The sequence below is a fragment of the Pseudomonas sp. UBA5568 genome (genome assembly GCF_002425525.1).
Taxonomy (GTDB): domain Bacteria; phylum Pseudomonadota; class Gammaproteobacteria; order Pseudomonadales; family Pseudomonadaceae; genus Aquipseudomonas; species Aquipseudomonas fulva.
The window spans coordinates 1-14,339 of the sequence record NZ_DIMK01000041.1; the positions used below are offsets into that span (position 1 = coordinate 1).

14 protein-coding genes and 1 pseudogene are annotated in these 14,339 nt (G+C 64.2%); 12 read left to right on the forward strand and 3 right to left on the reverse strand.

The window, feature by feature from the left end; all coding sequences use genetic code 11:
• From B2S33_RS13180 to B2S33_RS21620, 4 genes and pseudogenes are all read left to right on the forward strand, one after another.
• Positions 1–817 (forward strand): HAD-IC family P-type ATPase (locus B2S33_RS13180; protein WP_288650456.1); only part of this gene is annotated, 817 nt, incomplete at its 5' end.
• Positions 814–1,224, forward strand: coding sequence for a Cu(I)-responsive transcriptional regulator (cueR, locus tag B2S33_RS13185; protein WP_027915182.1), 411 nt, complete (start codon positions 814–816; stop codon positions 1,222–1,224). The genes B2S33_RS13180 and cueR, both read left to right, overlap by 4 nt.
• Before the next feature lie 375 nt (positions 1,225–1,599).
• A pseudogene (locus tag B2S33_RS21615) lies at positions 1,600–2,487 on the forward strand (cache domain-containing sensor histidine kinase); the annotation flags it as partial.
• Positions 2,488–2,616: 129 nt separating this feature from the next.
• Entirely contained in the window at positions 2,617–3,345 is a 729-nt protein-coding gene (locus B2S33_RS21620; protein WP_371920049.1) for a methyl-accepting chemotaxis protein, read from the forward strand.
• 70 nt (positions 3,346–3,415) lie between these two features.
• Here the strand turns inward: B2S33_RS21620 and B2S33_RS13195 are convergent, their stop codons facing one another.
• Both B2S33_RS13195 and B2S33_RS13200 read right to left on the reverse strand, forming a co-directional pair.
• Positions 3,416–4,195: an AraC family transcriptional regulator gene (locus tag B2S33_RS13195; protein ID WP_027915180.1), complete on the reverse strand. Its 780-nt coding sequence runs from the start codon at positions 4,193–4,195 to the stop codon at positions 3,416–3,418.
• A gap of 107 nt (positions 4,196–4,302) precedes the next feature.
• The gene (locus B2S33_RS13200; RefSeq protein WP_145280782.1) at positions 4,303–5,580 is read right to left on the reverse strand and encodes an acetyl-CoA C-acetyltransferase; all 1,278 of its coding nucleotides are present in this window, start codon (positions 5,578–5,580) and stop codon (positions 4,303–4,305) included.
• Between the two features lie 116 nt (positions 5,581–5,696).
• Between B2S33_RS13200 and B2S33_RS13205 the strand changes: the two genes are divergently transcribed.
• The 8 genes from B2S33_RS13205 to B2S33_RS13240 all read left to right on the forward strand — a co-directional run bounded on the left by B2S33_RS13205 (position 5,697) and on the right by B2S33_RS13240 (position 11,889).
• A complete protein-coding gene (locus B2S33_RS13205) occupies positions 5,697–7,049 on the forward strand; it encodes a 3-oxoacyl-ACP reductase (RefSeq protein ID WP_049695392.1) in 1,353 nt (450 codons plus the stop codon).
• A 2-nt stretch (positions 7,050–7,051) separates the two neighbouring features.
• The gene (locus B2S33_RS13210) at positions 7,052–7,945 is read left to right on the forward strand and encodes a MaoC family dehydratase (RefSeq protein ID WP_288650458.1); all 894 of its coding nucleotides are present in this window, start codon (positions 7,052–7,054) and stop codon (positions 7,943–7,945) included.
• Positions 7,946–8,025: 80 nt separating this feature from the next.
• Positions 8,026–8,331, forward strand: a complete 306-nt coding sequence (locus B2S33_RS13215) for a MazG-like family protein (RefSeq protein ID WP_023535180.1) — start codon at positions 8,026–8,028, stop codon at positions 8,329–8,331.
• A complete protein-coding gene (locus tag B2S33_RS13220) occupies positions 8,328–9,077 on the forward strand; it encodes a methyltransferase domain-containing protein (protein ID WP_028687894.1) in 750 nt (249 codons plus the stop codon). The genes B2S33_RS13215 and B2S33_RS13220 overlap by 4 nt, the downstream gene beginning before the upstream one ends.
• 19 nt (positions 9,078–9,096) lie before the next feature.
• Complete coding sequence (locus B2S33_RS13225) at positions 9,097–9,726, forward strand: DUF4136 domain-containing protein (protein ID WP_104926551.1); 630 nt, start codon at positions 9,097–9,099, stop codon at positions 9,724–9,726.
• Between the two features lie 19 nt (positions 9,727–9,745).
• On the forward strand, positions 9,746–10,315 hold the full coding sequence (locus tag B2S33_RS13230) for a DUF4136 domain-containing protein (protein WP_028687892.1): 570 nt from the start codon (positions 9,746–9,748) through the stop codon (positions 10,313–10,315).
• Between the two features lie 207 nt (positions 10,316–10,522).
• The gene (locus tag B2S33_RS13235) at positions 10,523–10,993 is read left to right on the forward strand and encodes an A24 family peptidase (protein ID WP_023535174.1); all 471 of its coding nucleotides are present in this window, start codon (positions 10,523–10,525) and stop codon (positions 10,991–10,993) included.
• Between the two features lie 140 nt (positions 10,994–11,133).
• Positions 11,134–11,889, forward strand: coding sequence for a response regulator (locus B2S33_RS13240; RefSeq protein ID WP_414707722.1), 756 nt, complete (start codon positions 11,134–11,136; stop codon positions 11,887–11,889).
• Positions 11,890–11,925: 36 nt separating this feature from the next.
• On the opposite strand, the gene pbpC is transcribed toward B2S33_RS13240, so the two are convergent.
• Complete coding sequence (gene pbpC, locus B2S33_RS13245) at positions 11,926–14,283, reverse strand: peptidoglycan glycosyltransferase PbpC (protein ID WP_288650460.1); 2,358 nt, start codon at positions 14,281–14,283, stop codon at positions 11,926–11,928.
• Positions 14,284–14,339 lie beyond the last annotated feature (56 nt).

The window sequence follows — 14,339 nt, forward strand, 5'->3', positions numbered from 1 at the left end:
CAAGGCCGTGCTGGACGCCTGCGCCGAGCGTGGCCTGCGGGTGCCCGAGGTAACTGACAGCCAATCCCTGACCGGCCGCGGCATTGCCGGGCGTGTCGATGGACGTGACCTGGCACTGGGCAATCGCCGCCTGCTGCAAGACCTTGGCCTGGCACCCGGCGAACTGGCCGCGTCGGCTGACGCCTGGGAAGCACAAGGGCGCACCTTGTCCTGGCTCGTCCAGCGCGGGACTTCGCCCAGCGTGCTTGGCTTGATCGCATTCGGTGACAGCCTCAAGCCCGGAGCCGGTCAGGCGGTCCAGACGCTGCGCAGCCAGCGCATCAGCAGCCACCTGCTCACAGGCGACAACCGGGGCAGCGCCATGGCCGTGGCGGCCGCCCTCGACATTACCGATGTCTACGCCGAGGTGCTGCCAGCGGATAAGGCCGCCACCGTGGAGACCCTCAAGCAGGGTGGTGCCGTAGCCATGGTCGGCGACGGCGTCAACGACGCACCGGCATTGGCGGCTGCAGACATTGGCATCGCCATGGGCGGTGGCACGGATGTGGCCATGCAGGCCGCCGGCATCACCCTGATGCGCGGGGATCCGCGGTTGGTGCCGGCAGCCCTCGAAATCAGCCGTAGAACCTACGCGAAGATTCGCCAGAACCTGTTCTGGGCGTTCATCTACAACCTCGTCGGCATCCCGCTGGCTGCCTTCGGTTACCTCAACCCGGTCATGGCCGGCGCGGCCATGGCGCTCTCCAGCGTCAGCGTGGTCAGCAATGCGCTGTTGCTCAAGGCCTGGAAGCCCGCCCTCGATCAGGAGGCACCATGAATATCGGCCAAGCGGCGGCCCGGACCGGGCTCAGCACCAAGATGATCCGCTATTACGAATCCATCGGCCTGCTCAAGCCTGCCCTGCGCAGCGACAGCGGTTATCGGATCTATCAGCCTGCCGACCTGCACGCCTTGGCCTTCATCAAGCGCTCGCGAGACCTGGGGTTTTCCCTCGAGGAGGTCGGCAAGCTGCTCACCTTGTGGCAGGACCGGCAGCGAGCCAGTGCTGATGTCAAAGCACTGGCCAACCAGCATATCGATGTGTTGAACAAACGTATCGACGAACTGCTTAGCCTGCGCGACACCTTGGTCGAGCTGGTTTCCAGCTGCCACGGTGATGACCGCCCGGACTGCCCGATTCTCAAGGAACTGGCCAACGAAGCGCCGGGGCGCTGCTGCCGCTGAGCATTCCCGGCACCCGTGCAACCAAGCTCATAGGGCATACCCGTCCAAACGCGACCGAATAGGCATCAATAGCGACTTCGCCCAATAATTACGGGCGTTTTCCTACATAAAATTCGGTTGCTGCCGATGCATTAGGTACCTGCCTCATGTGTCGACAACAATAATTCGGGAGCGCCGATGAGCATCAAACAGAAACTGACCTGGGCTTTTGCGATCATCGCCGCCCTGCCCATCGTGCTGGTGGCCACCCTGGTGGTACTCAACCTACGCGGCGAGGCCAGGGACGGCTTCCTCGACAGCAGCAGTCGAGAAATCCGTCAGGTCAGCAACGCGATGAACATCTTCTTCCAAGGCATCAGCCAGAACGTGGAGTACATGGCCTCGCAACCCTTGGTGGCGGCCACTGGCAACGAGCTGACCAAGTACACGAGCGCCACGCCTTCCTACGAGCTGGGCGAGCAATCGAGCAAGATTCTGGCGTTCATGACCAGCCTGGCCAATGCTCATCCTGCCTATGCCTACCTCTCCTACGGGGTCGCCGACGGGGGCTACGTCGGCTGGCCGGCAGGGCAGAAGTTCGTCAACTACGATCCGCGCACGCGCCCTTGGTACCAGCTGGCCATGGCCAACCCTGGCAAGACCCTGCGCACCGGTGCCTACTACTGGGCCGCCGACGATGCCGTACTGGTCAGCACCGTGCGTGCCGTGGCCAACCAGCTGGGCAACCCTGGCGGCGTAGTCAACGTCGACGTTTCCATCAAAGGCCTCACCGAAATCGTCAAGCAGATCAAGCTGGGCGAAAGTGGGTACCTGCTGCTGGTCGAAAATAACGGCAACGTCTTGGTAGACCCACGGGATACCGCGCACAACTTCAAACAACTGGCGAGCTTCGGCGACGGCTACGCCGAGCTTGCCAAGCACGGCAAGGGCCTGGCTGAAGTCGAGCTGGACGGTGTTCGCTACATGGCCAACATCTACCCGGACGAACAGCTGGGCTGGACGCTTATCGGGCTGATCGAGCAGCGCGAGGTGATGCAGACCACCACCCGCCTGACCTGGCTGATCGGGATCGTCGCGCTGGTACTGGCTGCCGTGTTCGCCGTCGTGGGTGCCACCTTCGCCAAACTGATCGTGCGCCCGATCAACAGCGTCACCAACGGGCTTGAGGACATCGCCCAGGGCGAAGGGGACCTGACCCGCAACCTGGAAATCCGCGGCCGTGACGAAACTGCCCAGCTGGCGAGCTGGTTCAACCAGTTCCTGGGGGCCATTCGCAGCCTTATCCAGCACATCAGCGCCGCGGCCGGCAATATCCTCAACACCTCCACCAGCTCGACACGCGTGTCCAGCGACATGGCCGAGGCCGCCGGGCGCCAGCGTGAGGCAGTCGACATGGTCTCCACCGCCTTCCATGAAATGGTCGCCACTGCCAACGAGGTCGCACGTTCCTGCAGCCAGGCGGCGCAGTCGGCCGACAGCGGCCAGCAGCAGGCGCGCGAAGGCCAGCAGCAGATCGATGCCGCCGTCAGCAGCGTCGACCGCCTGAGCCACGAGATCGAACAGTCGGCGCAGTCGATTCAGCAGCTTGAGCGCGACAGCAACGCCATCCAGTCGATCCTGGGCACCATCCGTTCCATTGCCGAGCAGACCAACCTACTGGCGCTCAACGCCGCCATCGAAGCGGCCCGTGCCGGTGAGCAAGGGCGTGGGTTCGCAGTGGTGGCAGATGAAGTGCGTGCCCTGGCCAAGCGAACCGCCGACTCCACGGCCGAAATCGACGGCCTGCTGGGCAACCTGGCCGGGCGTACGGCCGAGGTGGCGGCGCAAATGCACGCCAGCCTCGAAGTTTCGCAGCAATCGGTGAGCCGTATCGGCATGGCCCGCGACAGCTTTGGTCAAATACGCGAGTCGGTGGACGTTATCCGTGACATGAACACGCAGATCGCCACGGCAGCCGAAGAGCAGCACCAAGTAGCCGAGGACATCAACCGGCACATCAGCCAGATCCACGGCGATGCCCAGCTGGTGGCAGAACTGGCCCAGGCAGCCCGCCAGGACTCCGAAAGCCTCGCCGGCCTGTCCAACGAGCTGGACGCGCTGGTCCGCAGGTTCCGTACCTGACGGCAAAAGCCTCGCATGTATCGGGCGTGCACGTTCACCCGGCTCGCGGGGCGCCGCACCAGGTAAGCCGCTAGAGTTTAAGCTCGCCTGGCGTGGCACCGAACAGCTGCTTGAACGCGGCGATGTAGGCGGAGGTCGAGTCGTACCCGCAGCCCAGCGCCGCGTCAGTGACCGTGTGCCCCGCCTCGAGCGCGGTCAAGGACGACAGCAGGCGCATGCGCTGGCGCCAGTTGCGAAAGCTCAACCCGGTCTCGCGCTGGAACAACCTCATCAGGGTCTTTTCCGAACACCCCAGTTCGCGCGCCCATTGCTGCAAGGTCTGCGGCTGCTCCGGTGCAGCGATCAGGCCATTGCACAGGGCAAGCAAGCCTGGGTGTTGCGGCAGCGGCAACGAAAACGCCACCTCTGGCAACGCTTGCAACTGGTCAAGCAGCACGGCGACCAGACGCGCCTGTGCGCTATCGCCTTCTGGGTAATGTGCAGGGTACAGGCAGAACTGCTTGATCAGCTCACGGGCCAAGGGGGTCACTTCCAGCACACGGCAACGCTCAGCCGCCCAAGGGCAGGCATCGCGGCGTATGTAGAGGCTGCGCATTTCAGCCTGCATCGAACTGGACACCGCATGCTCGGCCTGCGCGGGTATCCACACGCCCCATTGCGGCGGGGCGAAGTAACTGCCTGCCTGGGTGTACACCCCCAATACGCCACTGATGGCATAGGAAAACTGCACCCAGTCGTGTTGATGCGACGTCGTCCACGAGCCGGCGACCAGTCGCTCGGCGCGGGCATAGAGTGGTCGAGGCAGGCAATCGAGCGTTGGAATGGGACGGGGATGTCCGATGGCAGGCATGGCGACTTCTTATCATGATGATCGGACAAGCCTAACAGCCCAGGCGCCCTCGGCGTTATCCGGCTCGATGGCCACCTTCGGTCACCCAGCCGGATCAACACCGACGCTCACCGCTCGACGATGACCGTAACGCCCTGCCCGCCTGCGGCGCAGATCGAGATCAGGCCTCGCCCTTGGGGCGCTGTCGACAGCAGCTTGGCCAAGTTGGCCAAGATGCGCCCACCCGTTGCGGCGAATGGATGGCCTGCCCCAAGTGAGCTGCCCTTCACGTTCAGCCGAGAACGGTCGATCGCCCCCAGCGGCGCATCCAGCCCAAGGCGGTCCCGGCAGTACTGGTCATCCTCCCAGGCCTTGAGGGTGCACAGTACCTGGGCCGCGAATGCCTCATGGATCTCGTAGTAATCGAAATCCTGCAGCGTCAGGTTGTTGCGGGCCAGCAATCGCGGCACCGCATACACGGGCGCCATCAGCAAGCCCTCGCGGCCGTCGACGAAATCCACCGCGGCTGTTTCGCCATCGACCAGGTAGGCGAGCACCGGCAGGCCATGTTGGTCTGCCCACTCCTGAGTCCCCAGCAACACCAGCGAGGCGCCATCGGTCAACGGCGTGGAGTTGCCTGCCGTCAAGGTGCCCTCATCGCTGGGGTCGAAGGCCGGTTTGAGCTTGGCCAGTTGCTCCCGTGTCAGCTCGGGGCGCAAGTTGTTGTCCCGGGTCAGCGACCGAAAAGGGGTCATCAGATCTTCCTGCCAACCTTCTTCGTAGGCACGTGCCAGGCATTGATGGCTACGCAGCGCCATCTCATCCTGCTCGTCCCGGCCAATGCGCCAGGTTTTGGCCATGCGTTCGCAGTGCTCGCCCATCGACAACCCGGTGCGTGGCTCGCCGTTGCGCGGCAGCGACGGCTTGAGATGGTGAGGCCGCAAGCCCAGAAAAGGCTTGAGTCGGTCACCCAGCGTCTTGCCCCGGTTGGCCTGCAACATCATTCGGCGCAGCCCTTCGCTCACGGCGATGGGTGCGTCGGAGGTCGTGTCGACGCCGCCGGCGATGCCGCAGTCGATCTGCCCAAGGGCAATTTTATTGGCCACCAGCAATGCAGCTTCAAGCCCGGTGCCGCAGGCCTGCTGAATGTCATAGGCGGGGGTCGAGGCCGACAGGCGTGAACCCAGCACGCACTCGCGCGTAAGGTTCATGTCCCGGGCATGCTTGAGTACCGCCCCTGCCACCACTTCGCCAAGGCGCAGGCCGTGCAGGCGGTAGCGCTCGATGAGCCCCTCGAGTGCGGCAGTCAGCATGTCCTGATTGCTGGCGGTGGCGTACGCACCATTGGAACGGGCGAATGGGATTCGATTGCCGCCCAAGATAGCGACCCGGCGAAGTGAGCGCATGCGCATGTTCCTCCTGAAACAATTTGATCCGTAGAGCCTAGGTGTTTTTGCTGCATTCGAACGACCTGGCCACAATCCTGGTCCACACTGTCAGACTTGCTTTCGGAGGACCCACCATGAGTGATCGCTACCTTGGTTTTGCCAACTCAAGCCTCGGCCGCAAACTTGTCGACAGCCTGGGCCTGCCTCGTCCAGCCACCCTGGAGCGCTGGGAAGCGGGCCGCATGCGGCCAGTGGACGGGCCGTTGGTCCTTGGCGGCGGCCCCTTGGCACGCCAGGTCGAAACACTCGCAGCGCGGTTGACCGACGCGGTTTACGGTTTCAACGGCCAAGGCCTCCAGTGCGAACCCTGGGTCGCCGGGTTGGGCCCCAAGATCAAGGCGCTGGTGTTCGATGCCAGTCACTTGTCCGACAGCGATGCGCTCACGCAGTTGCGCGAATTCTTCCAGCCGCTGCTGCGCAACCTGGCGCCCTGCGCCCATATCGTGGTGTTGGGTCGCCCGCCTGAGGCCGTCGCTGACCCGATGGCCAGCGTCGCCCAGCGTGCGCTTGAAGGGTTCAGCCGGTCACTGGCCAAGGAGCTGCGCAACGGCGCTACTGCACAGTTGCTGTACGTGGGTGATGGCGCCGAATCTCAACTCGAAGGCGCCTTGCGCTTCTTCCTGTCACCCAAGAGCGCCTTCGTGTCGGGGCAGGTGCTGCGCCTTCAGCCCTGCCAGGCTCAGGTGGAGGACTGGACACGGCCGCTTAGCGGCAAGCGTGCGCTGATCACCGGGGCTGCCCGCGGCATCGGCGCCGCCATTGCAGAAACCCTGGCCCGCGACGGTGCCGACGTGTTGCTGCTCGATGTGCCCCAGGCCAGCGAGCCATTGCAGGCGCTCGCTGCGCGCCTGGGTGGCAAGGCGCTAGCACTGGACATTTGCGCCAGTGACGCCGCCGAACAGTTGCTGGCGGCCTTGCCCGATGGCCTCGACATCCTGGTGCACAACGCAGGCATCACCCGTGACAAGACCCTGGCGAACATGACCCCCGAATATTGGGACGCCGTGCTGGCGGTGAACCTCAAGGCTCCGCAGGTGCTTACCCAGGCCCTGCTCGATAACGGCGCGTTGCACGCGGACGCCCGCATCACCCTGCTGGCTTCGGTCAGCGGCATCGCCGGCAACCGTGGGCAATCCAACTATGCGGCCAGCAAAGCTGGGCTGATTGGCTTGGCTCAGGCCTGGGCACCGACGCTTGCCGAGCAAGGCATCAGCATCAACGCCGTGGCGCCTGGCTTCATTGAGACCCATATGACTGGCGCCATGCCCATGGGCTTGCGCGAGGCGGGGCGACGCCTGAGTTCGCTCGGCCAGGGCGGCAAGCCCCAGGATGTGGCCGAAGCCATCGCCTGGCTTAGCCAACCTGGCTCCGGTGTCGTGAGCGGCCAGGTGCTGCGGGTGTGCGGCCAAGCACTGATGGGGGCCTGAGCATGCAACGACAATGGCATGACCTGCACCAACCCGCCAGCCGCGCCAGCCTGTACCTGCGCGCAGCGGGCAAACGACGCATCACCGGTGATCAACTGCCTATGCACGGGCTGCGCTGCACCCTGGCGGTTCAGCCCAAGCAACTGCATGCCTACCGGCAGTTGTGTCGTTTCGTCGACGATGGCCGGCTGCCTGCCACGTATCCGCACATCATGGCGTTCAACCTGCAACTGCAGTTGATGACCGCCGAGCAGTTTCCCTTTCCGCTACTGGGGCTGGTCCACCTGCACAACCGCATTGACGTCATTCGCCCGCTTGGGGGCATCGAGTCGCTGCGCATGGCGGTTCACGCCGACAACCTGCAGCCCCACCCCAAAGGCGGAACGTTCGACCTGGTCACCGAGGCGGCGGACGGTATCGGCGTGCTCTGGCGGGAAACCAGCCGCATGCTCGTGCGCGGGCTGAAGCTCGACGGCGACCCCGCAGAAGCGGCAGAAACTGCAGAAACTGCAGAAACTGCAGAAACGGCCGAGGATCAGGCCAGCAGCTTGCCTGAAGTCACGCGCTGGTATGCCGACAGTGATATCGGCCGCCGTTATGCCAAGGTCTGCGGCGACTACAACCCCATTCACCTCAGCGCCCCCAGCGCCCAGCTGTTCGGTTTTCCCACTGCCATCGCCCACGGCATGTGGAGCAAGGCCATGGCCATGGCCGCGCTGCACGGGCACTTGCCCCACAGTGGCTATTGGTTCGAAGTGGACTTCCACAAACCCGTGCGCTTGCCCTCGGAGGTGGTGCTCAGGGCCAGCCAGGCCGGCCCTGTGGGTGAACTGCGCCTGGACGGCCAGGCGGACGTGGTACATATGCTCGGCCGCTGGGCCTGCTTGCAGGGCTGACTCGCGCGTGCTGCCCCCGTGCAGGGAAGCTTGCTTTGCAACGGCCCTGCGCGGAAGCTATGCGCCATGAGGAGAACCCGATGAACCTGCAAGAACTGACTCAACGCCTGCATCAAATCCGCGATACCAATGACTGGCAACGTTTCCACAGCCCAAAGAATTTGGCCATGGCCGCCAGCGTTGAAATGGCCGAGCTGGTTGAAATCTTCCAGTGGCTCAGCGAGGACGAGTCACGTCGCCTGCCACCCGAACAGTTGGCCCACGCCGGTCAGGAAGTAGGCGATGTCGTGCTCTACCTGTTGCTGTTGTGCAGTGAACTGGGGCTGGACATGGACCAGGTGGTGCGCGCCAAGCTGGCCGACAGTGAAAGGCGCTTCGCACGATGAACGACCGTCATTTCGATGAACTGGCCACCCGTTTTGCCGAAAAGATCTATGGCGGCGCAAAGGGTGCGATCAGGCTGGCAGTCTTGCAGGCCGACCTGGCCGAAGCCTTGCCGGATCGCCCGTTGCGCATCCTCGATATCGGTGCTGGCCTTGGCCACATGGCGCTATGGTTGGCCCAGCGCGGGCACCAGCTTACCCTGGCCGAACCTGCCGAGCCCATGCTCGAAGGGGCACGGGCCCGCTTTGCCGCAGCGGGTCAGGCGGCAACGTTCATCCAGGCACCCTGGCAAGCGTTGCTGGGCGAGCTGACCGAGCCCTACGACGTGGTCGTGTGCCACGCGGTACTTGAATGGCTGGCTGAGCCGGAAAGTATCCTGCCAGTTCTGCATCAACTCACGGCCCCCGAAGGGTGGCTGTCGTTGGCGTTCTACAACCGCGATGCCCTGGTCTACCGCAACCTGCTCAAGGGCCACTTCCGCAAACTGCGCAGCAATCGCCTCGAAGGTGAAAAGCAGAGCCTTACCCCGCAGAAACCACTTGATCCGCGGGCGCTCAGGGCGCAACTTGAACCTCTGTGGCAGGTCGAAAGTGAAAGTGGCATACGTGTTTTCCATGACTATATGCCCAAGGAATTTCAGGACCGCGCCGAGCTGCTGGACCTGCTGGAAATGGAGCTCGCTCACCGCCGCCATCCGAGTTTCGCCGGCCTGGGCCGCTACCTGCACTGGGTCTGTCGCCCACGTTGACCTGCCGTGAGGAGCAAGCATGCCGTACCGTCTGTTGCCACTGGCCCTGCTGCCGTTGGTTCTGGCCGGATGCCAGGGCACCAATCCCTACGTCGCCAGCAGCCGCCCACTGCCACCAGCCCCGCCTCAGGCAGCGACCACGTTCGACGCAAGCGCTTACCCCGCACCGACACGGGACTACGGCCGCTACCGCAGCTGGAGCTGGCGTGACGGCCACCTGCCCAGCGGTTCGGCCAATGCCGATCCTGCGCAGTTGGCGGATGCCGTCGCCGCAGCGCTCGATCAGCAGGGCTTGCGCCCTGCCCGCAGCGGCGTTGGCGACCTGCTCGTCGGCGCCGATATCCGCCTTGAGAAACGCCTGCGCCAAGTGCGCGACTACGACGGCTACGACCCCTACTACGGGCCCTACGGCAACGTAGGCTATGGCGGTTACCGCAACGGTTTTGGGGGTTATGCCAGTACCCCAGTGGTGCGCACCTATCAGGTTGAGGTCATGGTGGTGCGCATCGACCTGTACGACAGCCGCAGCGGCCAGGCCGTCTGGAGCGCCAGCGCCGAAAGCGGCAACGACCAGGGTTCACCGCGAGACCGTGAAAATGCCGTGCGCGACGCCGTGCGCAAGGCCCTCAGCGGCTATCCTCCCAGTTAACGCCTAACGGAGATTCATCATGTTTCGCCGCCTGTTACTCGTGTCGTTCGCGGCCTTGCTGGCTGCCTGCTCAAGCCATAATGTGCAGCAGGACTACGACGCGAGTCGTGATTTTGCCGCCTACCGCAACTGGGCCTGGCAGGAGCCCGGCCTGCAATATCGTCCTGACGATCCACGCATCAAGAGCGACCTGACCGAGCAGCGCATCCGTCAGGCGGTCAGCGAACAGCTTGATCAGCGTGGCCTACGCCCAGCGCCCCCTGGCACGCGAGCGGACCTCAACGTGCGCACCTACCTGATAGTGGAGCAACGCCAGCAACAGGTCACCACCAACTACGGCGGCGGGTGGGGTGGCTATTGGGGAGGTTACTGGGGCGGGCCGATGTACAACGAAACCCGCAGCGTCGACTACAAGGTCGCCACCATCCAGGTCGACTTGCTTGATGGGCGCGATGGCAAGCTGGTCTGGCGCGGCAGTGCCGAGCAGATCATGAACAACTACCCGCCAAGCCCGCAGGAACGCAACGAAGCCATCCAAAAAACGGTGGCTCAGGTGCTGGGCAATTATCCACCTGGCAGCAAACGCTAGCGGGGCATGTTCTGCCTGCCTCGCCCCGTGGCGGGGTGCAGGCAGAGGCCGACCGCCCCTCTCGACAGACGACGACTGCGACAAAACTCATTCTCCCAGCGCCTTTTCCTCGCGGCACACGGCCGTCATGCAGGTTCCGGTCTATCTTGACTAAGGAAACCTGACTGAACGGGTAAGTGTTCATCTACCAGGAAAGGCGACCTGTCGATGCAAAGCATTGTTCTTCTTCTGTGGCTTGCCTTGTGTACCGAACAGGATGTGCGCCAGCGCCAGCTCCCGGATCTATTGACGCTGGGTGTGGCCGTAGGGGCTCTGCTATGGCTGTTCGCAACCGGCCACACTTGGCTTGGCGCCGACCCTAGCTCGGCAGGCTGGGGGCTGGCCATCGTCATGCTCCTCACCTTGCCCGGCTACATGCTGGGCCACTTCGGCGCCGATGACGTCAAACTGATGGGCGCGCTGGCATTGGCTACCGGCACCGATCATGTGCTCGGCACCTTTATCGGGGCCGGGATCGCGTTGTTGATCTGGCTGACTACCCGTAGGCGCTTATGGACGCTGCTCAACCCCAAGGTGAAAAAACGCCTGCAGGCCCTGACCGAAGCCATGGGCGACAAGCAGGCATTCGTCCCCTATGTGCTGGCTGGCTACCTTCTGACAGCTGTATGGATCCAATGAAGAAACCAGCGGTCCCTAATCTTGTACACACCTTGTACAACTACGAGAGGTACGGCTACTTTTAATCTGCCAGAGCGTCTAGCCCGGGAGCAGGGCCGTATATTCACAGGGAGTTGATCGTGTCCAAACCTGTAAGTGAAATGAAAGTGCTGGTAGTCGATGATCAGTCGGTCATCGTCGAACAGCTGTGCGAGTTCCTGCAAGCCAAGGGATACAGTTGCGTATCGGCACTCTCCACGGATGAGGCGGTAAAACACTATAAGGCCGACCCAGCCATCGGTCTGATCATCTGCGACCTTCACATGCCCGGACGCGATGGCATCGAACTGATGCGGGCTCTAAAGCAGATCGACGGCAATCAGCGCATGTTCGAGGCGATCATGTTGACCGGCCGTGCCGAAAAGCAGGACGTCATTCGGGCGCTGCGCGAAGGCTTTGCGGACTACTACCAGAAACCGATGGACCTTGACGAGCTGCTCGAAGGGGTACGCCGCCAGGAGCAGGTGCTGCAGGAACGTCAGCGCGGTTTCCACGACCTCAGTGGGCTCAATCAGCGCCTGCAGGATCTGGCAGAGTCCGTCGACGAATTGTATCAGGACTTGGAAAAAGCCCGCGGGCAGGGGGCTCACCGGCGCGCCGGCGACACGGAGGAAGCCGAGGCCGAGCTGCCCTCGGTGTTCGAAAAGCTCTCGCCCCGTCAATTGGAGGTGGCGCGGCTAGTGGGCAAGGGCAAGACCAATTATCAGATCGCCTGTGAATTGGGTATCACCGAAAACACAGTGAAACTGTACGTGTCCCAGGTGTTGCGCCTGACCCATATGCACAACCGCACGCAACTGGCATTGGCTCTGACACCAGGCTCCTCCCCGATGAATCAACGCTTCACGGCGCACTGACAGGTGCCGGTGCCAAGGCACCGGCACACCGCCGTACTACTCGTTGACCTGAAACACGACCCGCGCGGTCTCACCGCTTTCGTCCAGCGCACTCAATTCGGCCTGCCCTGCCTGCGGCAGGCGCACCAGCAGGCTGTCCTGCCCCTGGGTTTCCCCCAGCGGTTGCCCATTGAGGAACCACCAACGCCGCCCACCACCGCCCAGCGCCGACACTGGCACTTGCAGCGGCTCACCACTGGTGGCGGGGCGACGCAGATGGTCACCAGAACGAATACCGACGATGGCCAGCGGCGGGGCACTGACCGGACCTTGCGGTGGGCATGTGGGATCCATGGCCGGTAGACGGGCAGCCCGCCGTTCAGCTCGAGGCAACCAGGGTTCCAGGGGGGCGGGCCACAGGGCCACCTCGCGCGCCTGGGCGCCTGGGCAAGAGCTGTCGACGCGCAAACCGCGGTCGTTGACCCAGATGTGTTCGCGCAAACCCAGGCCCAGCGGCTGATCGGCCGCCTGCAACGTAGGGGGAACGGTGCCGTCCAGGGTCCAGGCAAAGCGCTGGCGCCTGCAGTTGTCGTCCTGGCGGCTCATAGCTTGCCCCAAAGGCCAACAGATCGCCGCCACCCCGACATTGGCAGGCGTTCGCTGCACCGGGGCTTCGAACCCGCGCTGGCTGTCCCGGTTGCTGAGCAGGTCGTGCACTTGCAGCATCAACGGGGCGGCCGAGGCCAGACCGAACTGCCCGGCCACAGGGGTGCCGTCCGGCCGGCCAATCCATACCCCGATCAGGTAGCGAGGGCCGACGCCAATCGACCAGGCATCTCGAAAACCGTAGCTGGTGCCGGTTTTCCAGGCCAGTTGGGGGCGACGTACCAGTTCGGCATGCCGATCGCGGTCGGGCCGAGCCTGGCCACCAAGGATGCGCCGAATGATCCACGCCGCACCCGGCGACAAGAGCCGGTGCTCCACCAAGGGTGCTTGGGGCTGCAACCGCACCTGGGCGCTTTTACCCTCCCGGGCCAAGGCCGCATAGCCGCCTACCAGGTCTTCCAGGCGGCTACCGGCACCGCCCAGGATCAGCGAAAGATTCGGCTCGGCCAGCGGCGGTAGCGTCAGCGGCAAGCCGCCCATGCGCAGCTGCGCGGCGAAGCGTTTCGGGCCATAGGCCTCGAGCAACTGCACGGCGGGCAAGTTGAGCGACAGGGCCAATGCCGAACTGGCCGACACCGGCCCGCTGAAGCCGCTCGAAAAATTGCCCGGACGGTAGTCACCGTAGCGGCGTGGCACGTCCTGCAACAGCGACTCGGAATGAATGAGCCCGTCATCCATCGCCAGGCCATACAGAAACGGCTTGAGCGTGGAGCCAGGCGAGCGCAACGCCCGCACCATGTCCACGTGCCCGAAGCGCCGGGCGTCCGTGAGGTCGATCGAGCCCAAGTAAGCGCGTACAGCCATGGTCTGCGCATCGACCACCAGGATTGCGGCAGACGTGCGCTCCGGCAGGCGCGCTCGCCATCCCAGCAGCAAGTCTTCCAGCCGGCGCTGTAACCCGGCGTCCACGGTGGTACGGATCAACGGCGGGCTACCAGGGGTGTTCAGACGGCGGGCCAGCAGTGGCGCCAATGCCGGCTCCTGGCGCGGTGCCAGCACCAGCGGTTCTTCAGCTGCTTCACGCAGGCGCTGCTCGGGCCACACCCGATACTGCGCCAACCGTTGCAGCACCTTGTTGCGCGCGCTTTCGGCGCGCTCGGGGTGGCGGTCAGGGCGCAGGCGGCTGGGCGCTTGCGGCAGCACCGCCAGCAGGGCTGCCTCCGACGGCGTCAGGTGCAAGGGCGACTTGCCCAGATAAGCCCAGCTGGCAGCGGCAACACCTTGCAAGGTGCCGCCGAACGGCGCGCGGTCCAGGTAGATTTGCAGAATGTCCCGCTTGGACAGGTGCCATTCCAGCTGCAGCGTGCGCCACAGCTGCCGCAACTTGCCCGCCACGGTGCGATCATGGGGATCGAGCAGGCGCGCCACCTGCATCGACAACGTGCTGCCGCCTGACACCACGCGGCCGCCCCGCGCGTTCAACCACGCCGCCCTGACCAAAGCCATCGGGTTCACGCCCAGGTGATGGTAGAACCAGCGGTCCTCGTACGTCAGCAACGCTTGCAGGTATAGAGGCGACACCTGCTCGGGGCTGACTGGATAGCGCCACACCCCGTCGGCATCGGCGAATCGCCACAACGGCGTGCCATCTTCGGCCAGCACGACCCGGGCCAGGTCGTCGGAGGGCATGGGCAAAGGCCAGATCCGGTCGGCCAGCCACAGCAGCCCCATCAAGGCCACCGCGCCAATCACCAGGGCACGCACTGCCTTGCCGGTTCGCGATCGCCGCCAACGGGCTAAGCTTGGCATCGGGAACCGACCTGCCCCGACAAGGGCCAAAGCACTGGAAACGGCAAGAACGCCGC

What these genes read in the sequence shown, in the direction of transcription:
- cueR (WP_027915182.1), top strand. Translation starts at nt 814, where the DNA reads ATGAATATCGGCCAAGCGGCGGCCCGGACCGGGCTCAGCACCAAGATG.
- B2S33_RS21620 (WP_371920049.1), top strand. Translation starts at nt 2,617, where the DNA reads ATGGTCTCCACCGCCTTCCATGAAATGGTCGCCACTGCCAACGAGGTC.
- B2S33_RS13195 (WP_027915180.1), bottom strand. Translation starts at nt 4,195, where the DNA reads ATGCCTGCCATCGGACATCCCCGTCCCATTCCAACGCTCGATTGCCTG.
- B2S33_RS13200 (WP_145280782.1), bottom strand. Translation starts at nt 5,580, where the DNA reads ATGCGCTCACTTCGCCGGGTCGCTATCTTGGGCGGCAATCGAATCCCA.
- B2S33_RS13205 (WP_049695392.1), top strand. Translation starts at nt 5,697, where the DNA reads ATGAGTGATCGCTACCTTGGTTTTGCCAACTCAAGCCTCGGCCGCAAA.
- B2S33_RS13210 (WP_288650458.1), top strand. Translation starts at nt 7,052, where the DNA reads ATGCAACGACAATGGCATGACCTGCACCAACCCGCCAGCCGCGCCAGC.
- B2S33_RS13215 (WP_023535180.1), top strand. Translation starts at nt 8,026, where the DNA reads ATGAACCTGCAAGAACTGACTCAACGCCTGCATCAAATCCGCGATACC.
- B2S33_RS13220 (WP_028687894.1), top strand. Translation starts at nt 8,328, where the DNA reads ATGAACGACCGTCATTTCGATGAACTGGCCACCCGTTTTGCCGAAAAG.
- B2S33_RS13225 (WP_104926551.1), top strand. Translation starts at nt 9,097, where the DNA reads ATGCCGTACCGTCTGTTGCCACTGGCCCTGCTGCCGTTGGTTCTGGCC.
- B2S33_RS13230 (WP_028687892.1), top strand. Translation starts at nt 9,746, where the DNA reads ATGTTTCGCCGCCTGTTACTCGTGTCGTTCGCGGCCTTGCTGGCTGCC.
- B2S33_RS13235 (WP_023535174.1), top strand. Translation starts at nt 10,523, where the DNA reads ATGCAAAGCATTGTTCTTCTTCTGTGGCTTGCCTTGTGTACCGAACAG.
- B2S33_RS13240 (WP_414707722.1), top strand. Translation starts at nt 11,134, where the DNA reads ATGAAAGTGCTGGTAGTCGATGATCAGTCGGTCATCGTCGAACAGCTG.
- pbpC (WP_288650460.1), bottom strand. Translation starts at nt 14,283, where the DNA reads ATGCCAAGCTTAGCCCGTTGGCGGCGATCGCGAACCGGCAAGGCAGTG.